The 19,810-nt window shown below is 37.7% G+C and carries 21 protein-coding genes; 16 read left to right on the forward strand and 5 right to left on the reverse strand.

Translation table 11 applies throughout. The features are described from left to right. Window positions 1-308: 308 nt before the first annotated feature. Entirely contained in the window at window positions 309-1,001 is a 693-nt protein-coding gene (locus tag BM350_RS22315) for a Crp/Fnr family transcriptional regulator (protein WP_090918749.1), read from the reverse strand. Window positions 1,002-1,299: 298 nt separating this feature from the next. Here BM350_RS22315 and moaA point away from each other — a divergent pair, with 298 nt between their 5' ends. After that, window positions 1,300-2,313, forward strand: a complete 1,014-nt coding sequence (gene moaA / locus BM350_RS22320; protein ID WP_139207739.1) for a GTP 3',8-cyclase MoaA — start codon at window positions 1,300-1,302, stop codon at window positions 2,311-2,313. A 15-nt stretch (window positions 2,314-2,328) separates the two neighbouring features. Further along, entirely contained in the window at window positions 2,329-3,342 is a 1,014-nt protein-coding gene (locus tag BM350_RS22325; RefSeq protein ID WP_090918747.1) for a molybdopterin-synthase adenylyltransferase MoeB, read from the forward strand. 24 nt (window positions 3,343-3,366) lie between these two features. On the opposite strand, the gene moaC is transcribed toward BM350_RS22325, so the two are convergent. Further along, window positions 3,367-3,855, reverse strand: a complete 489-nt coding sequence (gene moaC / locus BM350_RS22330; protein ID WP_090918745.1) for a cyclic pyranopterin monophosphate synthase MoaC — start codon at window positions 3,853-3,855, stop codon at window positions 3,367-3,369. Between the two features lie 95 nt (window positions 3,856-3,950). Here moaC and glp point away from each other — a divergent pair, with 95 nt between their 5' ends. The 9 genes from glp to BM350_RS22375 all read left to right on the forward strand — a co-directional run bounded on the left by glp (window position 3,951) and on the right by BM350_RS22375 (window position 10,733). Next, complete coding sequence (glp, locus tag BM350_RS22335) at window positions 3,951-5,243, forward strand: molybdopterin molybdotransferase MoeA (RefSeq protein WP_090918743.1); 1,293 nt, start codon at window positions 3,951-3,953, stop codon at window positions 5,241-5,243. Next, window positions 5,204-5,725, forward strand: coding sequence for a molybdopterin-guanine dinucleotide biosynthesis protein B (mobB, locus tag BM350_RS22340; protein WP_139207738.1), 522 nt, complete (start codon window positions 5,204-5,206; stop codon window positions 5,723-5,725). Before glp ends, mobB begins: the two co-directional genes overlap by 40 nt. After that, window positions 5,722-6,192 carry a molybdenum cofactor biosynthesis protein MoaE gene (locus BM350_RS22345; protein WP_090918739.1) on the forward strand — a complete coding sequence of 157 codons (471 nt, stop codon included), beginning with the start codon at window positions 5,722-5,724 and terminating at the stop codon, window positions 6,190-6,192. The genes mobB and BM350_RS22345 overlap by 4 nt, the downstream gene beginning before the upstream one ends. Continuing rightward, window positions 6,189-6,422 carry a molybdopterin converting factor subunit 1 gene (moaD, locus tag BM350_RS22350; protein ID WP_090918737.1) on the forward strand — a complete coding sequence of 78 codons (234 nt, stop codon included), beginning with the start codon at window positions 6,189-6,191 and terminating at the stop codon, window positions 6,420-6,422. The genes BM350_RS22345 and moaD overlap by 4 nt, the downstream gene beginning before the upstream one ends. A 91-nt stretch (window positions 6,423-6,513) precedes the next feature. Next, window positions 6,514-7,683, forward strand: coding sequence for a nitrate/nitrite transporter (locus BM350_RS22355; RefSeq protein ID WP_090918735.1), 1,170 nt, complete (start codon window positions 6,514-6,516; stop codon window positions 7,681-7,683). 433 nt (window positions 7,684-8,116) lie between these two features. Further along, complete coding sequence (locus BM350_RS22360) at window positions 8,117-8,455, forward strand: YmaF family protein (RefSeq protein ID WP_090918773.1); 339 nt, start codon at window positions 8,117-8,119, stop codon at window positions 8,453-8,455. Between the two features lie 537 nt (window positions 8,456-8,992). Next, window positions 8,993-9,832: a DUF2935 domain-containing protein gene (locus BM350_RS22365; protein ID WP_090918733.1), complete on the forward strand. Its 840-nt coding sequence runs from the start codon at window positions 8,993-8,995 to the stop codon at window positions 9,830-9,832. 291 nt (window positions 9,833-10,123) lie between these two features. Then, window positions 10,124-10,327, forward strand: coding sequence for a hypothetical protein (locus BM350_RS22370; RefSeq protein WP_090918732.1), 204 nt, complete (start codon window positions 10,124-10,126; stop codon window positions 10,325-10,327). 100 nt (window positions 10,328-10,427) lie between these two features. Next, complete coding sequence (locus BM350_RS22375; RefSeq protein ID WP_090918730.1) at window positions 10,428-10,733, forward strand: YjdJ family protein; 306 nt, start codon at window positions 10,428-10,430, stop codon at window positions 10,731-10,733. A gap of 153 nt (window positions 10,734-10,886) precedes the next feature. On the opposite strand, the gene BM350_RS27280 is transcribed toward BM350_RS22375, so the two are convergent. Continuing rightward, window positions 10,887-12,530, reverse strand: coding sequence for an LPXTG cell wall anchor domain-containing protein (locus BM350_RS27280; RefSeq protein WP_090918728.1), 1,644 nt, complete (start codon window positions 12,528-12,530; stop codon window positions 10,887-10,889). Window positions 12,531-12,914: 384 nt separating this feature from the next. On the opposite strand from BM350_RS27280, the gene BM350_RS22385 reads away from it, so the two are divergent. From BM350_RS22385 to BM350_RS22395, 3 genes are all read left to right on the forward strand, one after another. After that, window positions 12,915-13,301, forward strand: a complete 387-nt coding sequence (locus tag BM350_RS22385) for a VOC family protein (RefSeq protein ID WP_090918726.1) — start codon at window positions 12,915-12,917, stop codon at window positions 13,299-13,301. A gap of 134 nt (window positions 13,302-13,435) precedes the next feature. Then, window positions 13,436-13,672, forward strand: coding sequence for a DUF2553 family protein (locus tag BM350_RS22390; RefSeq protein ID WP_090918724.1), 237 nt, complete (start codon window positions 13,436-13,438; stop codon window positions 13,670-13,672). A gap of 1 nt (window position 13,673) precedes the next feature. After that, window positions 13,674-13,856 carry a sporulation protein Cse60 gene (locus BM350_RS22395; RefSeq protein WP_090918722.1) on the forward strand — a complete coding sequence of 61 codons (183 nt, stop codon included), beginning with the start codon at window positions 13,674-13,676 and terminating at the stop codon, window positions 13,854-13,856. Between the two features lie 308 nt (window positions 13,857-14,164). Here the strand turns inward: BM350_RS22395 and BM350_RS22400 are convergent, their stop codons facing one another. Next, a complete protein-coding gene (locus BM350_RS22400) occupies window positions 14,165-15,613 on the reverse strand; it encodes an MDR family MFS transporter (RefSeq protein WP_090918720.1) in 1,449 nt (482 codons plus the stop codon). Window positions 15,614-15,683: 70 nt separating this feature from the next. Beyond that, window positions 15,684-16,949, reverse strand: a complete 1,266-nt coding sequence (locus BM350_RS22405) for a BaiN/RdsA family NAD(P)/FAD-dependent oxidoreductase (RefSeq protein WP_090918718.1) — start codon at window positions 16,947-16,949, stop codon at window positions 15,684-15,686. 152 nt (window positions 16,950-17,101) lie between these two features. Between BM350_RS22405 and BM350_RS22410 the strand changes: the two genes are divergently transcribed. Together BM350_RS22410 and BM350_RS22415 are read left to right on the forward strand one after the other, a co-directional pair. Next, window positions 17,102-18,751, forward strand: a complete 1,650-nt coding sequence (locus BM350_RS22410) for a putative polysaccharide biosynthesis protein (protein WP_090918716.1) — start codon at window positions 17,102-17,104, stop codon at window positions 18,749-18,751. 44 nt (window positions 18,752-18,795) lie between these two features. Beyond that, on the forward strand, window positions 18,796-19,512 hold the full coding sequence (locus tag BM350_RS22415; protein WP_090918714.1) for a pseudouridine synthase: 717 nt from the start codon (window positions 18,796-18,798) through the stop codon (window positions 19,510-19,512). Window positions 19,513-19,810 lie beyond the last annotated feature (298 nt).

Raw genomic sequence — 19,810 nt, forward strand, 5'->3', positions numbered from 1 at the left:
TATAAGGGAAAATGAAAAAAATGTGATATTTTGCACATCGCAAAATATGTTTTGTATGTAAAGTAGGGGGGGGGGAGAAAGAAAAAAGAGCAGCATCCTCAATCATATATCCATTTTAAATTTCTGACACATAAGCTGCTGCTATGCAGAATAAAACATGATTGCTACATGCGTGCTCCCTTTGTTTGAAACCTCGCAATGTGGCAGGAGAAGGCTCTGACCGCTTCTATGCACGGCCAGATGCTCTCGTCCCTCCCAAAAAAGAAAAGGGTTTTTATGTCGGTTTTTTAACTTGTATATATAGAATGCTACTCAATACTACAAATAGAAGTAGGGCAATCTTCACAAGCGATTGCACATTTTAAAAAGTGTAAATTATGAATGGTGATTTTGCCTTTATGAATAGAAATAACGTCTTGTTTTTTTAAATCATTTAACATGCGATTGACACTTTCACGGGAGGTTGCACAGAAGTTTGCAAGCTCTTGATTCGTTAATGGAAGATCGATAAGAATACCATCTTCTTTTAAAATGCCATAACTATTCGTCATGCGAATAAGAGTCGAGTAGAGTGCTCCCTTTTTGCCGTGCAATACTAAATCACGAAACTTCGTTTGCATTCTTCGTAAATGTTCACTAACCCACTTCATAAATTCGAAGGCAAGAGCTGGTTTTTCCAGCAATGCTTTTTCTAATGCATCCCGCTTAATGACGCCGATTTCTGCATGTTCAAGCACTTTTGCATTTAATAGATACTTGGCATTTTCTGTAAATAATGTAAGTTCCCCAATAATATCATTCTCCGAACAAATGCGCAGTGTCAATTCTTGACCGTCGGCGCTAATTTTACTAATTTGCACTTTTCCAGAGTGAATAATATATAGTTCTTTTGCCTTCATACCTTCTTGGAAAATATAATTAGATTTGTTCACTTGCATTTTATATTCGACAGATGCGAGTAATTCTTTTAAATCATTTGATAATGCAGTACTGTTTGCCACAGCAATCACCTCTCTTCTCAGAATAGTCTATTTCTTATTTTGAATATAAATATAGTGAAAATGCAAGAGATTTTTTTCCTTGACTAATTGTGAACAGTTTTTGAACAGATTTGTGAAGAATTTTTGAATGAAGAAATTGATGTGAGAAATATCACAACATAGAGTGTTGTTCTTTTTTTATGATGAAGACAAATGAAAGACAGCCAAAAAAAGATAAAGTGCAAGGGCAAAAACACCCTATTTAAAAATATATTATAATAGAATAAAAGTATATATGCAGCAAGAAGGAGGGGTGAAGATGACTGAGAAGATTGTAGATGTATGGCAGCGGCCACTTCAAGATTTACGCATTTCTGTTATTGATCGTTGTAATTTTCGGTGCACGTATTGTATGCCGGCTGAAGTGTTTGGGCCAGATTATGCATTTTTAAAAGAAGAGTTTTTACTGACGTTTGATGAGATTGAGCGATTGGCTAAACTTTTTGTTCGCATGGGCGTAAGGAAAATTCGTTTAACTGGCGGCGAACCGTTACTTCGTAAAGATTTACCACAGCTTATTAAACGTCTTGTTAAAATAGAAGGTTTAACAGATATTGGACTAACGACAAATGGCATTCATTTAACGAAGCAAGCAAAGGCATTGAAAGAGGCAGGTTTACAGCGAATAAACGTCAGTTTAGATGCGTTAGATGATGATGTATTTCGAAGTATTAATGGTCGCAATGTAGGTACAAAACCTGTATTACGAGGAATTGAAGAAGCAAGATTCGCCGGCTTAGACGTAAAAATTAATATGGTCGTGAAAAAAGGAATGAACGATAAACAAATTTTGAAGATGGCCGCTTATTGTAAAGAGCAGTGCATCCTTCTTCGCTTTATCGAATTTATGGATGTTGGAAGTACGAACGGTTGGAACTTTGAACAAGTTATTACAAAGAAAGAGTTAATCGATATAATTGGCCGTGTGTATCCAATTGAGCCAGTAGATCCACGTTATTTCGGTGAAGTGGCAAAGCGATATCGATATGTTGGAACTGAGGCCGAAGTTGGTTTTATTACTTCTGTTTCTGAATCGTTTTGTTCTTCTTGTACGAGAGCGCGCATTTCAGCAGAAGGTCAGTTGTATACATGTTTATTTGCAACGACAGGAACAGATTTACGAACGCTGATTCGTAATGGGATAGATGATGATGAACTGTTTCAAGTTGTGCAAGATGCGTGGAAGAAGCGGGGAGATCGTTATTCAGATGAACGAACGGAAGAAAGTGCAAATAACCGCCCAAAAATTGAAATGTCATATATTGGCGGATAGGGAGAAGGGGTTAAGATGCAAGAGCGGTACTCACGACAAATATTATTTTCTGAGATTGGGGAAGCTGGTCAGCGAAATTTACGTGAAAAACACGTATTAATCATTGGCGCTGGTGCACTTGGTGCAGCAAATGCTGAGGCGCTTGTTCGGGCAGGAATTGGCAAGTTGACGATTGCAGATCGTGATTATGTCGAATGGAGCAATTTGCAAAGGCAGCAATTATATACAGAAGAAGATGCGAAGCGTTATGTGCCAAAAGCAGTTGCAGCCGCGCAGCACTTAAGGCGGATTAATTCTGACGTAGCTATTCAGCCAGTTGTAACGGATGTAACGGTGCAAGAAATAGAGCGGCTTGTTCAAAACGTGGATGTTATGATTGATGCAACGGATAATTTCGATACGCGCCTTCTTATTAATGATATTTCACAAAAGTATAACGTTCCGTGGATATACGGTGGCTGCGTTGGGAGTTACGGTGTAACGTATACGATTATTCCAGGGAAAACACCATGTTTTCGCTGTTTAATGGAGCATCCAACGAGCGGAGCAACGTGTGATACAGCGGGAATTATTCAACCAGCCGTACAAATGGTTGTTGCTTATCAAGTTGCCGAAGCTTTAAAAATATTAGTTGGAGATTTTGCAGCACTAAGGGAAACGATGGTATCATTTGATCTTTGGAATAATCAGTATATGGCATTTAAAGTAAATAGGCAGAAAAAAGAAAACTGTCTATCATGCGGCAAGCTGCGTACATATCCAAGCTTAACATTTGAAGCACAAATGAAAACAGAAGTACTATGCGGCCGTAATACGGTTCAGATACGTCCAGGCATAAATCAGCCGCTTAACTTAGAAGAATTGGAAAAGCGCTTACAAAGAAGCGTGCTAGTAGAGAGGACACCGTACTTATTATCATTTCATGCTGATGAATATCGCTTCGTTTTATTCCAAGACGGGCGGGCATTCGTTCATGGTACAAATGATATACAAGTGGCAAAGCGATTATATGCGCGTTATATAGGGTGAATCCAAAGGGGGGGCCCCCTTGGATTAAGACTGATTTCTTATATAATCACCGTTTTTGCCGCCTGTTTTTTCAAACAAGTATGTTTCACCAATAATCATACCTTTATCGACAGCTTTGCACATGTCATATACGGTAAGAGCAGTAGCAGAAGCGGCAGTTAAGGCTTCCATTTCAACGCCGGTACTGCCTTCTGTTTTCACTTTTACTTCAATAAGCAAACGATATTGTTCATCTGCAATATGCCAGTCAAAGGAAATATCAACACCTTTAAGAAGCAGCGGATGACACATCGGAATAATATCAGAAGTACGTTTTGCTGCCATAATACCAGCGATTTGTGCAACGGCTAAAACATCGCCTTTTCCGATTTCATTACGGGTGATTTTATCATAAATTTCTTTCGTCACAATGATGCTAGAACGAGCGATAGCTGTTCGTACAGTAATTTTTTTATCGCTAATATCGACCATTTTGGCACGGCCTTGATTATTAAAATGAGTAAATGAAGACATGAAATTCCTCCTTGAAGTAATTGCTATTATGATTAGCATTGTACAACAAAAATTGTAATGAAGATGTGATATTTTGCAAATACGAGGTGAAAATGATGCTAGAAAAACGAATACCAATTGCAGTTAGTGATGCAGTCGCACGTGTAATGAAGTATGCACAGCGCGGAGAAATTGAGCGCGTACCACTTACGGAAAGTTATGGACGAATTCTTGGGGAAGATGTAATTGCTGATCATGATGTGCCTCATTTCGACCGATCTCCATACGATGGGTTTGCGATTCGTGCAGAAGATACGAAGAAAGCAAGTTATGAACATCCGGTCGAATTTGAAGTTGTTGGAGAAATTGGAGCTGGTTCTGTTTTTACAGAGGAAGTGAAGGCATTTCAAGCGGTGCGGATTATGACCGGTGCAGCGATTCCAACTGGTTGTGATGCAGTTGTCATGCTTGAGCTGACAGAAGGATTTCAAAAAGACGAGAAGACATATATGAAATTGAAGCGTCCGTTTCAGTCAGGCGATAATATTTCACGCAAGGGTGAAGATGTCAGGAAACACCATGTGCTTGTCGAAAAAGGAACGACGATTAACCCAGGAGTGGCAGCGCTTCTTGCAACGTTTGGCTATAGTGAAGTGGCCGTTATAAAACGTCCGGTTATTGGAATTGTGACGACAGGAAGTGAATTGTTAGAAGTTCATCAGCCGCTTGAACCAGGAAAAATTCGCAACAGTAACTCATATATGATTGCTGCACAAATTATGCGAGCAGGCGGAACGGTTCGGTATTACGGACAATTCGCAGATGACTTTGACACTTGCTATGAGATGGTAAAAAAGACAATGGAAGAAGTCGATATTCTCATTACGACAGGCGGTGTGTCAGTTGGTGATTATGACTACTTACCAGCTATTTATGAAAAGCTTGGAGCGAACGTACTGTTCAATAAAGTAGCGATGCGCCCGGGAAGTGTAACGACAGTAGCGGAAGTAAATGGAAAATTACTATTTGGATTATCAGGAAATCCATCTGCTTGCTATGTTGGATTTGAATTGTTTGTACGTCCGGTTGTTCGAACATTTCTACATATGAAAGAGCCGCATATGTACCGCAGTGATGCCATTTTAATGAAGGGGTTCCCGAAAGCAAATCCATTTACACGCTTTGTTAGAGGGAAAGTAGACATTGTAAATGGAAGGCTGCAAGCAGTGCCAGTTGGACTTGATAAATCAAGTGCTGTTTCTTCACTAGCCGATGCAAATGCTTTTATCGTCCTGCCAGGTGGCACGCGCGGTTTTGAAGAAGGTATGACTGTTACTGTCTTTTTATTAGACAGAGAGCAAGGAAGTGAGTGGCCGTGGAAAGAGCCGTTCCAGTCTTACAAATCGTAGGGTATCAAAATAGTGGGAAGACAACTTTGACAGAGAAGCTGATTAAAGCGCTAACGAATGAAGGTGTGAAAGTAGGCGCGATTAAGCATCATGGGCACGGAGGGTATCCAGAATTGCCGCTGCAAAAAGATAGCGAACGTCATCGCCAAGCTGGAGCGATTGTCAGCGCAGTGGAAGGGGACGGATTATTGTCTTTATCCGCTCAGCGCGACTGGTCTTTAGAAAAAATTATTCATTTGTATACATGTTTTGAAGCGGAAGTCATAATCGTTGAAGGATATAAAAAAGAACGATACCCGAAAGTTGTTTTACTTCGGTCAGAGGAAGATGCTTCTTTATTAGAAAGTGTAGAAAATGTGATCGCCGTTATTACATGGAATGAGGCTCTAAAAACAGGGCAAGAGAACTATCAAGTTTTTTATATAACAGAAGATGAGAAGTATATAAATTGGTTCGTACAAAGAATGAGGGATGCAAAATGACAAAAACGTATTTTGAAGTAGTGGATACGCCGATTTCCATTGAAGAAGTAGCGCAGAAAGTCATTCGCCGTGAATGCGGCGCTGTGACGACATTCATTGGTACAGTGCGCGAATTTACGAAAGGGCGCCGTACGCTTTACCTAGAGTATGCTGCATACCGTTCGATGGCTGAAAAAATGCTTGCCAAAATTGGTGAAGAAACGAAAGAAAAATGGCCAGGAACATATGTGGCCATTTCACATCGCATCGGCACATTGCAAATTTCTGATATTGCGGTTGTTGTTGCCGTATCGACGCCGCACCGAAAAGCGGCGTATGAAGCGAATGAATATATTATGGAACGCATTAAACAAATTGTTCCCATTTGGAAGAAAGAGTTTTGGGAAGACGGTGAGAAATGGATTGGTGATCAATTAGAGCAAACACCGTATCCAAACGGAGAACCAGGAAAGGAGAAAGTGGAATGATTACAGTATTATTATTTTCCCATCTACAAGAAGAAGCTGGAACACACCAATTACAAATTGATGTACAAAACCTTACGGTAGCAGAGCTGAAGGAGCTTGTAATGAAGGACTACAATGTCTCCCTTTCTCAGCACATAATGGTAGCAATTAATGAAGAATATGCGAATGAAGATGATATGATCCAAGATGGTGATGTTGTCGCATTGATTCCACCCGTAAGCGGCGGGTGATTCTCTCCTGCCTAATCATGAAAGAACGTGATTAGGCAGGAGGGAAGCAATAGAAAATGTGAAATATTGAACAAAATAGGGGGAGAGACTAATGAAAAATCCGAATTTTCAGTTAGGATTACAAACTTCAAATCTTATACTTGGCTTTATGGTATGGGTGATTTTATCTGCTTTAATGCCATTTATTAAAGCAGACATTGCGTTAACAGCAGGACAGATTTCTCTTGTCACAGCAGTACCAGTCATTTTAGGCTCTATTCTTCGCATTCCAATTGGTTACTGGACCAATCGTTACGGAGCAAGAAAATTATTCTTTATTAGTTTTATTATTCTATTATTCCCTGTCTTTTATATTAGTATGGCAACATCGATGCTAGATTTAATTATTGGCGGTTTATTTGCTGGGGTTGGCGGAGCTGTATTCTCTGTAGGGGTAACATCTCTTCTGAAATACTATCCGAAAGAAAAGCATGGCTTTGTAAACGGAATATACGGAATAGGAAATATAGGGACAGCAGTTACATCCTTTCTCGCACCAGTACTTGCAACTTCATTTGGCTGGAGAACAACGGTACAAATGTACTTAATCTTACTCGCTGCATTTGCATTAGCAAACTTCCTGTTAGGAGATCGTAACGAGAAAAAGGTAAATACATCATTAACGGAACAAATTAAAGGTGTTTATAAAAATGAAAAGCTTTGGTTCTTATGTATTTTCTATTTCTTAACTTTCGGTTCGTTCGTCGCATTTACAGTTTATTTACCGAACTTCCTCGTATCTCACTTCGGCTTAGCGAAAGTAGATGCGGGATTACGTACAGCTGGTTTTATTGCATTAGCAACAATTATGCGTCCAATTGGCGGCTGGCTCGGCGACAAATTTAATCCATTTAAAATTTTAATCTTTGTCTTTACCGGTTTAACATTAGCAGGAATTATTTTATCATTCATGCCAAAGATGAATGTATACACATTCGGTTGTTTATTAGTTGCTTTTTGCGCTGGTACTGGAAATGGAACAATCTTTAAACTTGTACCAATGTATTTCTCAAAGCAAGCTGGTATTGTAAATGGTCTTGTATCGGCACTTGGTGGACTTGGTGGCTTCTTCCCACCATTAATTTTAACGCTATTATTCCAACTGACAGGCCATTATGCAATTGGGTTTATGGCGTTATCAGAAGTAGCGCTTGCTTGTTTAGTTATTACTGTTTGGATGTATAGTCAAGAGAAGTTACTGGCGATGTTACAGCATAGATAGGAAAAGAAGGTGTCTCCGAAGTGATGATTTTGGGGATATCTTCTTTTTTCGTATTTTAGGGAATTTGAAAACAAAAATGCAATTTGCTTACTTTTGGCTATCTGATCCTGTTAAAAATCTTTCAAATCTCGGTGTTAATTTAACTATATGTCCATTTAAATTTTCCCGCATATAAGTCTCTGCTATGCAAAATACAACATACAACATGACCGCTACTTGCTTTCTCCCTTTGTTTTAAACCTCGGATGTGGCAGGAAAAGGCCCTGACCGTTTCTATGCATGGCCAGATGCTCTCGACCTCCAAAAAAAGAAAGAGGTTTTATGTCGATTTTTAACTTGTATATATGAAGAGGGGGAATTATTTCAATAGTATAAGCATACTAGTTTATAGAGTTTATCTTTATGCATAAGGGGAATGAAGAGAATGGATAGAGTGAACAGGGTAGGAAAAAATGATTTCGTTTCTGGTTTTGTGCCACATCATAACCATGGGTCAGTGGATTATACATCTGTTGAGGGAGGACATGTACATCAGTGCCTAGATGTAACATCTCCGCCCATTAAGACACAAGAGGGAGGGCATATACATTATACAGAAGGATATGTATTGTTCGAAGATGGACATACACACTATTACAAGGCGTATTCAGGACCAGCAATTCCAGTTGGAAACGGAATGCATGTTCATTATTATGACTTTTATACGACGGAAAATAATGGGCATAAACACCATGTTAAGGGAGTAGATCAGCCTGCCCCGGGTGATAAATAAAGTGAAACTTCCATTCGGAGATGCCTTTTCTCCGAATGGTTAGTTGAACCAATCGGGTTCTTACAAGCAGTTCCTCTTCTCGCAATTCCCATCTTTGCTTACTGCTTGTTAGAGCGGGATAAAGTGAAACTTCCATCAGTGGCGGGGTATTCCTTACTGATGATTAGTTGAACCAATCGGGCGCATGCCAGCAGTTATCCCCCACTTATCTTCTTTGCTTTTCTCTGAATCTTGAGGTGGGGTTTTACTGCCCACGAGTAGAGGGATAAAGTTAATACGCCCCCCTCTTGCTGTTAAATGGCAGCTTGTTTTTGTTCTTAATAATTAAAACGCCAGCGCCTAATAGCAGCTTCAGGACAGAAGAAATCACTTTGGAGTCGTCTGTTTGGTAAATAAATTAGAATTATTATTTATGTTGTGATGAATAGAAAAAATAAGATTATTTTTATAGCCAGACTGAACTTTTATTGATGGTATTTTTACATATATCTATTCATAAGAATAGAACTAGCATAGTATTTACTGGAGGGATTGAAAATGGATAGATTACATCCTGATACGGGTGTTACATCTGGAGCGTTTGTTGAACGATCATTAAATGAAATTCGCTTTTGGTCTAGAATCATGAAAGAGCATTCTTTATTTCTTCGATTGGGGTTTAGATGTGAGGATACTCAACTAATCCAAGAGGCTAATCAATTTTACCGATTGTTTGAACATATCGAACAAATTGCACATTCCTATACAAATCAAACAGATCCTGAGCAAATAAAAAGATTTAATTCAGAAGTACAACAAGCTGCAACTAATATTTTCGGATTTAAACGAAAAATTCTAGGATTAATTCTCACATGTAAATTGCCAGGGCAAAATAATTTTCCACTGTTAGTTGATCATACAAGTAGGGAAGCTGATTATTTTAGAAATCGTTTAATTGAATTAAATGCGGGTAAATTGAATGCTCTTCCTGATGCCATTATTAAAGAAAATGTTTTCTTTTTAAGGATTATGGCAGACCATGCTAAATTTATTGGTCATCTTCTTGATCCATCGGAAAGAAAGCTTGTAGATATGGCCCGGAATTTTAGTAATGATTTTGATGAATTGATGTATCAAGCAATTGACTTAGAATCTATGAAACCACAATCTCAAACAGTTCCTCTTTTAGATCAATTTCTGGATCAAAATCGTGTGTCAGTCACATCTCTTCGGGACTTTAAGAAAACGGCACGTGATTTAATCGAGCAATGTAAAATAAAGAGTATCATTCACCCACTATTAGCAGACCATGTTTTCCGTGAAGCTGATAGATTCCTTGAAATAATTGATATGTTTGATGCGCATCTTACAAGCGTTAAATCACAATCTAGAATGTAATTAATCCTTTACTAGCGGATCACGTTGTAAGAGAAGCGAAGCATTTCCTCTTTATGATTCACGTTTTAGAACAGCGATTAAAACTAAAACAAATGGAGCAATTCGGACAGTAATCATATAGCTAGGATTCTCTAGTTTTAATATGGATATTGAATCATACTCTCCAAACCTTTATTATGAATATATTGGATGTTATGTATTATTTTGGAGTTCTTGTTTTTTGACATATCAATTGCAAGATTTACGCTAGCTTTTATGTCAATTGTATATACATAGTAAAGGTGGATTTACATGTTCTTTCAGAAATATAAAGGTTTAATTCTTGCAGTAGCTGGTGCTGTTATTTACATGGTCACAACACTTTATTTTAAAGATTTAGAGTATGGATATAGAGTGTGTATCAAAATATTTGCGGCAATCATGATAATTGTTGGAGGGATTATGATTGAGGATTCAAATCGCTTCTATAAAAAGCAGAGAGATAACAATGTATGACATATGATCGTTTAAAACGATACATGTACAGGAGAGTGCCTACCGAGTATAAACTTGGAGGCGCTTTGTTTTGTTTATAAAATAAAAAGGAGAATAGTGTATGAAAACAAGGTACATCGTTCAATTCGGGATAGCAATTATCTTCTTCAGCGTTTCCGCTCTTATTAGTTGGTACGAAGGAAGTAATCTAATCGAGGATTCATTTGAATGGAAATATTCCGCTAAGTTTACGAATTATTTTAAAGGGCCAGTTTCAAATTATGACGACATTTTGCAAATCGATTTTTTTGTATATGCAGCTAAGTTTTATCCTATACCAGTGTTGATTATGGTTGCGAGTTTTGGGTATATGTTGTTTTTAAGTATGTATCTTATTTTGAAGAAAAGAGGCATTTATAAAGTTTAGAAGTAGTTATGTATACTGATAATCTGCTTTTTTCCGAAAATAAATGAGCGTTTCACACATTTCATTCCTACTTTGTCATAATGTTTGTGAAGTAAAAAGAAATCAAATTGATCCTCATAAAAGGATTCAATCTGATTTCTTTTTTTATTTCTATTATTCTCCTTCTCGCTGTGCCTTTCTTCGCAAGAACCAAGCTCCAAGGAGTGCAAGAGCTCCAGCGATTCCAGTTGTTTCAACAGCAGAACCTGTTTCTGGAAGTGATTGTGATTTTGTTGAGTTGTTAACTTGACCTGTTCCATTTGTGTTACTGTTATTAGAATTGTTATTGCCACTGTTAGAATTTCCATTGTCATTAGAGTTGTTATTGCCGTTGTTGGAATTTCCGTTATTATTGTTATTCCCATTTCCATTGTTTGTATTATCTGTTTGTGAGAATACTAGTTTTGTTGATTCACTCTCTAACCATTTATCAGTCTTTTTGTATCGAATGAGGGCTTTTTTACCTTCTTCGACTGAAAGGTGTCCATTAATCATGAAATCATGCCATGTTTTTCCTTCATCAAGAGAGTATTCCATATGTTGAGTTACGCCTAAAATCTTCTTGTTTTTCATATCAGCAAGGACAACTGGTGCATCTGGACGATCACTGTGAGTTGAGAATTGATAATCAAAATAATAACCAAAAGCCTCTTGCCCATTATCAGGCTTAAAATCTTGCTGTAACAATTCGAGATGCTTTTTCGCAAATGGTCCATTTTTTAAATCAAATTTATTTTCTTCGATATTTAAATAAAAAAGTTTAGACGTGTTTAAGTTAGGCAAATCAGTCAGTGCATTGTTATTTAATTGTACATTACGAAGTATTGCGTTTGGATTGAACTGTATAGAAGAAAGTGCATTGCGTTCTGCAAGGAGATCGTGCAATGCGACTTGATTTTCTAAGTTTAAATTTTTTAGGTTGTTGTTATTTACATCGAGTATTTGTAGTTTCGATTCTTTTGGTAAACGTAATTCTTTCATACCATTATGTATAGCTGACAGATCGGTTAGTTTCGTTTGGTTAGATACATCTAATACAGCAATTTGATTGTTTTCTAAATGCAATGATTGTAGATCTTTATTTTCAGATAAAGAAAGTGCGTTGATTCCTAAGTTGCTTATAGCTAAGTGCTTCAGTTTCTTATTGCTTGATAGATCAATAGAAAGAGACGATTTAGTTAATGCCGTATTTACATTATTATTTGCATACAAATTAAGGTCTTCTAAATTCGGTAATAACTGAAATCCTTGTAAAGAAGTGAATGTTCCCTCGTTTGTAATATAAAGCTTTGTTACTTGTTTTAATTCTTCTTCTGTTACTTTATCGTCAGGTGTTTTTTCAAGTTCACTAGCAACTGCATCGGCAATGGTTGCGTCAGGGAACATTTCTGAGATTGTTTGTTTTACTGGAGCTTGTGCTTGTTGGTTTGTTTCCTCTTTTAATTTTTCTTCTTTTGTAGGTTCCGTTTGCTGAGGTGTTGGTTTATTTTCTTGTGAAGATGGAGCCGCTGTTTGGCTTTGTTTTTGTACAGGCTTTGCTTGTTCAGTTGGTTTTTGTTCTTGTTCGGACTTGGATTCTTGTTTTTGCACAGTTTCAGGAGCATTCGTTTGTTTTGATTCAAGTTCTTTCTGATTTACAGTTTCTTTTTTTTCTTCTGAAGTAACAGTCTTTGTTTCGTTCGTTTGAGCAAACGTACTCATAGGTTGCAGTAATAAGGATGTAGCTGCGACTGCTGGTAAAGTGTATTTTTTCTTCACTAGAAACCACCTCTGAATTTTGAATTTTAAAAAACATCACAAGAAATTTATACCAAAAATTACAATAATAATCAATATAATTAAATTTTTTGTAGGTTTTTCTGTATATGTAGCGAAATTTTACTCTATACCAACCTTAATTGTGGTTACTAGTTTTAGATGTATATTGCTAAGTGTGGATATCACTTTGAAAAGACAGGGTACTTATAGATTAGAAAAGGCAATGTGAATGTATTCCACATTACTTTTTCCGCTGATTTTGCTAGGTGTATATTTTAAGTCTTTTGTGCTATTTTATCTCATCCTAATGAGTGATTTTAAGAAGTATATGGCTATTTTATAATAGGAGTTGAAAGTATTCTAAAATGATAGGGAGAGAATTGTATGGAAAGTTGGGTTCAATTTAGAATCGCAAGACCAACAGACAAATTTGAAGAAGTAATTAAGTTTTACGAAGAAGGGTTAAGGTTAAAACGTATAGGCGAGTTTCACAATCATGAAGGCTATGATGGAGTAATGTTTGGATTACCTGGTGTAGAATATCATTTAGAGTTTACAAGGCATATGAACGGAAGTCCATGTCCTGCTCCGACAAAAGATAATTTACTTGTATTTTATATGCCGGATAAAGTTAAAATCGAAAAAATAAATAATAGATTAAATACAATGGGATATTTTGAAGTTGAACCAGAAAACCCTTATTGGAAAGAAAAAGGAATTACTATAGAAGATCCGGATGGTTGGAGAATTGTACTTATGAATACAGAGTGATTAAAGCAGTAAGCTCGCTAATATGGCACGTCTCTCTTTTTTTCCACAGCATATCCCCTTAATTTTCATTCATAAAATCAAAAATCCTTAATACAATAAACCAATCCGTTCTTTTTCGAAAGGAGGGCTGGGAGATGAGTCGTACAATTAAAATTGATATTACAGACAAGGTAGTGGCGAAGTTCAAAACAGATTATTTGGAATTATACTCTAATAAATTTATGATTGGTAAATTTTATGTCTATACTGAAGAGAAGCAGTATGTATTAGAAGATGGCTATTTATATGAAGATGGTAAGTTTTATCGCATCATTGATACGCGCCGAGATAACAGTCCAGCAGTAGAAGGTTGTGACTTAGGATGGTGTTAATGTGATTCGCGTGAAAATATTTGATGAAAGTCATGAAAAGGATTTAGAAGAGGCTATCAATGTCTTTTTGAAGAAAGTGGATGAAGAAAAAATTGTAGATATTAAGTACCAAGTATCGGTTTCGAACAATGATGAAGAGAGTCAGATTTATTGTTTCTCTGCGATGATTATATATCGGTCTTAAATACAAAAACAGACGACGCGAAGTCGTCTGTTTTTGTATTTATTCCGCTATTTGCGGGCAGTAAAGACTCGGGAAACACGTGGGAGGTAACTGCCCGTAAAAGCTCAATTCCCTAAGTGGGGGATGAAGAAAACCACCACTTAGGGAAGTTTCACTTTATCGGCGGAAATCCCTCATATATCGGCGCTTTTTCAAATATATCGACCATTTGAAGCGATATAAAGATCTTTCGACACAACATAAAGACTCTTCGACACAATCAGACATACCCCCGAGGTACATTTATAACAGAACGTTTATTTCATTTTCTACAGTGCGGTGCCTTTTTGATGCGGTGCAACTGTTTCTTGTTGTTTAGATTGTAAGCATACCCATGCAATAACTAAACTGATAACGGCTAATATAAACGTGCCGCTAAAGATAATATGAACACTAGAAGCTAATACTTCTTGCGATCCTGTAGCAGTACTTCCATGTTCTGAAGTTACTAAGTTTACATTTCCTTCTCCTGCGCTGTGGATTACTGTATTGAAAATCGTTCCAAATGCTGCTGCCCCTAGCGTTTGGCTAAATGTATTAATAAATGTATTTAAACCGACTGCTGTTCCGCGTTTATTTGCAGGGACAGAAGCTTGAATTGTGACCATAAAGATTGGTGTTATAAGTCCCATTCCAAGGCCGAACATACCCATTGCAATGTAAATAAGAGATGGGTGCGAATGAGTAGATAGCATGAATAATAAGAGCGTTGAAGCGGATAAAATGCTGCCGCCAAGTAAAATAATTTGTTTTGTTTGTAAACGGCCAACTAAGTTACCGGACATCATCGCACCAACTGTCCAAAATACAGGAATTGGCATCAGAATCATACCGGCTTCCGTTGCATTTTTTCCTAATACCCCTTGTGTCCAAATTGGAAGGTACATTGTAATACTAATAATCATCGCACCAGTGATTAACGTTAATACGTTCACGATAGATACAGTTCGGTTAGAGAATAGATCTAACGGAATTAATGGTTCTGGTGATTTTTTTTCTACAAGTAAGAAAAGAATAAATGCGATAACGGCAAATACTAGCAGGCCAATAATTGTGATATCGCCCCAGTTTTGATGCTGACTTCCTGTTAGTAGTGCATAAAGTAAGGCAATCGTACTAAGTGAGAAGATAACAGCACCTGGATAATCGATATGATGTTTTGCAGGTTTAATGGCTTCTTTATAAGAAATCGCAATCATCGCACAAGCAAAGATTCCAAATGGAATGTTTAAGAAAAAGATATAACGCCAAGAGAGTGAATCGACTAAAAAACCGCCAACTAACGGTCCGACAACACCAGATACACCCCAAACAGCGCTCAGCCAACCTTGCGCTTTTGCTCTATCTTTTGCTTCGCTATATAAGTCACCGATAATTGTCATTGTAATTGGCATAACAGCACCTGCTCCTACTCCTTGCAGGGCGCGGAACAGAATTAATTGTTCCATTGATGTTGCAACGCCGCATAATGTAGAGCCGATTAAAAAGATGGCAGCTCCAATTAATAGTACTTTTTTACGTCCAAATAAGTCTGCTAGCTTCCCGTAAATCGGTGTTGTTACTGCGGTTGCTAACATATAAATTGCATACACCCAGCTTACAAGTCCTACTCCTGAAAGTTCGCTTGTAATGCGAGGTACCGCTGTGCTAACAATCGTTCCTTCAACAGCAGAAAGAAACGTCATTAACATTAAAGATATCATTACTTTTTTTCTCATCTGTTTTCCCCTTTTGTTTTTTACAATTACAAATGAAAAGGAGGCTAGTAATTAGACTCCTTTTTTACTACTATATGGTAGCATTTTGACCAGCAGTCATTCCAGCAATTCGGCCTGTAACGAGTGCTGAGGTAATATTATACCCGCCTGTATAGCCGTGAATATCAAGAACTTCTCCGCAAAAATATAAGCCGTTCATGAGTTTTGATGACATTTCTTTCGGATTAATTTCTTTCACCGTCACACCGCCGCCTGTTACGAATGCCTTTTCAAGTGGCTGCGTTCCATTTACGCTAAAAGTAAACCCTTTGAAGTCTGCAGCGAGAGCACGGATTTTTTCATGAGAAATTTGTCCGCATTGCTGACTGCCGTCAATTTCATTTTTCTCTAATAGGAATAAGAAATACCGTTCAGGTACATAGCCTTTTAGTACATTTTTTACTGCTTTTTTCGGCTCTTCTTTTATTTGTTTCATCATGCGCTGAAAGAGTTGCTCGCTATGTTCCTCTGGCAATGCATCAATGCTCATTGTTACTTTGTTTGTTTTGAACTTTTTCATCGTTTTCAGGGCGAACTGACTGCAGCGAAGTGCTGCTGGCCCAGACACACCGAAGTGGGTAAAGAGCATATCCATTTTATGAGAGATAACCGCTTTTCCTTTTGGATTTAATACGCTTAGTTCTACATCACGAAGTGCTAAGCCTTGTAATGTACGGTCACGAATAAATGGTTCATTAGAAAGAATTGGTACTTCAGTTGGGAATAGTTCTGTAATCGTATGCCCTGCCTTTTCAGCCCAAGCATAACCATCCCCAGTAGAGCCTGTATGCGGCACTGATTTCCCGCCAACTGCAATAACGACATGGTTCGTTTCAAGCACCTCACCATTTTGCAGGACAACCGCTTTCGTTTGCCCATTTTCATACTCTACAGTTTTAACAGGGAGATTTGTACGAATTGTAACGCGCAGTTCTTTTAAACGCGTTAGCAGTGCATCCACAACCGACTGAGCTTTGTTTGATACAGGAAACATGCGGCCATGATCTTCTTCTTTTAATTTTACGCCAAGCTTTTCGAAGAACTGAATAATATCTTCATTATTAAAAATAGAAAAGGCGCTATATAAGAAACGACCATTTCCAGGAATATGTTTTACAATTTCATCGAGCGGAAGACGGTTTGTTACGTTGCAGCGTCCACCGCCAGAAATAGCAAGCTTTCTTCCTAATTTATCACCTTTATCAAGAAGTAAGACGCGTGCACCTTCTTCAGCAGCACCGATTGCTGCCATTAATCCAGAAGGACCGCCTCCAATGACAATTACATCATAATGCATATAAATCGACCTCATTTTCTTGTTTTGCTGCATTCAAGAATATCACGTTTTCATAGAAAAGAAAAATGAAGGGATATACTGTTAAGAAGAGAAAGTATGGTACAATACAAAGGTTGAAGTTCAGCGTTTGGAATAATAGAGGAGGATTTTTTATGTCCGATTCAAAATTTTTACGCGGAACGCTTATTGTGACGCTTGGAACGTTTCTAGTAAAGTTCCTCGGCATGATTTATGTTTTTCCGTTTCATGCGTTAGTTGGCACAGAAGGCGGGACGTTATACACATATGGATATATTCCATATACAATCTTTTTAAGTATTGCAACGGCAGGAGTGCCGCTTGCAGTTTCGAAGTTTGTTTCGAAATATAATGCGCTTGGAGATTATAAGACGAGCCGGAGAATGTTTCGCTCCGGTATGGTTATGATGATCATAAGCGGAATACTTTCTTTTTTAGTCTTGTATATGACGGCACCGTTATTTGCTGAGGCAATGCTAGGGAAGAAGAATTTACATAACAGCTTAGAAGATGTAACAGTGATTATTCGTCTCGTTAGTTTTGCGCTTCTTGTTGTACCAGCGGCAAGTTTAATTCGCGGCTACTTTCAAGGGTTCCAATCAATGGGGCCAACAACCGTTTCACAAATTATTGAACAAATTATTCGTATTGTATTTTTACTTGTAGGTAGTTTTATCGTTATAAAAGTAATAAAAGGTTCAGTCGCAACAGCAGTTGGTGTGGCGACATTTGCAGCGTTTGTTTCCGCTATCGGGGCATTGGCTGTACTTATTTGGTATTGGATGAAGCGAAAGCATCATTTAAATCAATACATCATTAATCAAACAGTACCAGAATCAGCAGTTCGAACATTTGACTTATTTAAAGAACTGTTTGCTTATGCGATTCCTTATGTTGTGATTGGGTTAACGATTCCGCTTTATCAACAAATTGACACGTTAACGTTTAATGCAATGATGCAAGCAATTGGACAAGGGGATATTGCAGAACGTGCCCTTGGTATATTTACAATGTGGACACATAAATTAATAATGATTCCAGTATCGCTTGCAGCGGCGTACAGTTTAACGCTCGTACCAGCGATTACAAAATCGTTTACAGAAGGGCAGTTCGGTTATTTGAAACAGCAAATTACACAAACGTTTCAAGTAAATATGTTTTTAACATTACCAGCTGTCATTGGAATTTCCACTTTAGCGTATCCAATTTATACAGCATTTTATGAAGCTGATCCGCTTGGCGGAAAAGTATTAATGTGGTACGCTCCAGTTGCATTATTATTTGCATTATTCACAGTAACAGCAGCTATTTTGCAAGGCATTAATCAGCAGAAGCATGCGATTATTGCACTTGGCATGGGGGTTATTTTAAAATTCTTATGTAATGTGCTGTTCATTCGCTATTTTGGAACAATCGGTGCGGTTGTAGCAACAGGTGTAGGATTCGCTGTATCCGTTTGGTATACCAATAAACAAATTCGAAAGTATGCTCACTTTTCATTTGCACTTGTGTATAAACGAACGTTTCAAATTGCAGTATTAACAGCGGCGATGGTCGTAGTTGTTAAAGTATTATTATGGATTCTTTCCTTTATGCTTCCATATGAGACAAGCCGCTCTGCGGCACTTGTTACAACCTTCATTTGTGCAATGGGAGGAGCGGCTGTATACGGCTATTTAGCATTCCGTACTGGCGTAATAGAGCGAGTATTTGGCGGTGAATTTTTAGAGAAGATTCAGCGTAAACTTGGTGGTAGATTGAAGATCAAAACGAAAGGGGCGTAAATTGTGCGCCTCTCTTTTTCTAATTATACAAAGCAGGTGAAACGATGAGATTAGATAAATTATTAGCAAACATGGGTTATGGTAGTCGTAAAGAAGTGAAAAAATTATTAAAAGACGGCGTTGTAAAAATAGATGGCGTATCAGTGAAAGATGCGAAATATCATGTGAACGTGGAGGAACAAGAGGTTACGATTCACGGTGAAGTAGTGGAATATAAAGAATTTGTATACTTAATGATGCATAAACCTCAAGGTGTCATTTCTGCAACAGAAGATGACAATCATGAAACAGTGATTGACTTATTAGAAATGGAAGATGCAATTTTTGATCCGTTCCCAGTTGGAAGACTCGATATTGATACAGAAGGTTTTCTTTTATTAACGAATGATGGAAAGCTAACGCATCAACTTCTTTCTCCGAAAAAGCATGTCCCGAAAAAATACTTTGCGAGAGTAGCTGGGAAAGTGACAGAAGAAGATGTTGTTGCGTTTAAAAAAGGCGTTATTTTAGATGATGGATATGAAACAAAGCCAGGTGAGTTGACAATTCTACAAAGCGATGACGTGTCTGAAATTGAACTTGTTATTACAGAAGGGAAGTTTCATCAAGTAAAGCGCATGTTTGAAGCGGTTGGAAAAAAGGTTGTGTACTTAAAGCGTACAGAGATGGGTCCTTTAGTATTAGATGAGGAACTAGAGCTTGGGCAGTACCGTGAATTAACAGACGAAGAAGTAGAAATGCTAAAGTCTTATCATAATTAAATATAAATACAAGAGTATAAAAAGCCTTTCTTTTTTTGTGGGCGAGAGGTACTGGCGATGCATAGAAGCGGTCAGGGCCCTTTTCTGCCACGTGTGGTGTTAAAACAAAGAGATGAAACGAGTGCGGGTTACTTTTTGTTTTAGTTAGCGGTGAATTAGAGGTTGAGAAATCAAAATGAATTTATATGTAAATACAAGGTATGAAACCCTCTTTTTTAAGATGGAAAAGAGATACTGGCGATGGATAGAAGCGGTCAGGGCCTTTTTTTGCCACATGCGGTATTAAAAACAAAGAGAG

It is taken from the genome of Bacillus sp. 103mf, assembly GCF_900116295.1.
GTDB classification, from domain to species: Bacteria; Bacillota; Bacilli; order Bacillales; family Bacillaceae_G; genus Bacillus_A; species Bacillus_A bruguierae.

Coding starts and splice junctions, on each gene's coding strand:
- moaA (WP_139207739.1), top strand. CDS start 1,300: ATGACTGAGAAGATTGTAGATGTATGGCAGCGGCCACTTCAAGATTTA.
- BM350_RS22325 (WP_090918747.1), top strand. CDS start 2,329: ATGCAAGAGCGGTACTCACGACAAATATTATTTTCTGAGATTGGGGAA.
- moaC (WP_090918745.1), bottom strand. CDS start 3,855: ATGTCTTCATTTACTCATTTTAATAATCAAGGCCGTGCCAAAATGGTC.
- glp (WP_090918743.1), top strand. CDS start 3,951: ATGCTAGAAAAACGAATACCAATTGCAGTTAGTGATGCAGTCGCACGT.
- BM350_RS22345 (WP_090918739.1), top strand. CDS start 5,722: ATGACAAAAACGTATTTTGAAGTAGTGGATACGCCGATTTCCATTGAA.
- moaD (WP_090918737.1), top strand. CDS start 6,189: ATGATTACAGTATTATTATTTTCCCATCTACAAGAAGAAGCTGGAACA.
- BM350_RS22355 (WP_090918735.1), top strand. CDS start 6,514: ATGAAAAATCCGAATTTTCAGTTAGGATTACAAACTTCAAATCTTATA.
- BM350_RS22365 (WP_090918733.1), top strand. CDS start 8,993: ATGGATAGATTACATCCTGATACGGGTGTTACATCTGGAGCGTTTGTT.
- BM350_RS22370 (WP_090918732.1), top strand. CDS start 10,124: ATGTTCTTTCAGAAATATAAAGGTTTAATTCTTGCAGTAGCTGGTGCT.
- BM350_RS22375 (WP_090918730.1), top strand. CDS start 10,428: ATGAAAACAAGGTACATCGTTCAATTCGGGATAGCAATTATCTTCTTC.
- BM350_RS22385 (WP_090918726.1), top strand. CDS start 12,915: ATGGAAAGTTGGGTTCAATTTAGAATCGCAAGACCAACAGACAAATTT.
- BM350_RS22390 (WP_090918724.1), top strand. CDS start 13,436: ATGAGTCGTACAATTAAAATTGATATTACAGACAAGGTAGTGGCGAAG.
- BM350_RS22400 (WP_090918720.1), bottom strand. CDS start 15,613: ATGAGAAAAAAAGTAATGATATCTTTAATGTTAATGACGTTTCTTTCT.
- BM350_RS22405 (WP_090918718.1), bottom strand. CDS start 16,949: ATGCATTATGATGTAATTGTCATTGGAGGCGGTCCTTCTGGATTAATG.
- BM350_RS22410 (WP_090918716.1), top strand. CDS start 17,102: ATGTCCGATTCAAAATTTTTACGCGGAACGCTTATTGTGACGCTTGGA.
- BM350_RS22415 (WP_090918714.1), top strand. CDS start 18,796: ATGAGATTAGATAAATTATTAGCAAACATGGGTTATGGTAGTCGTAAA.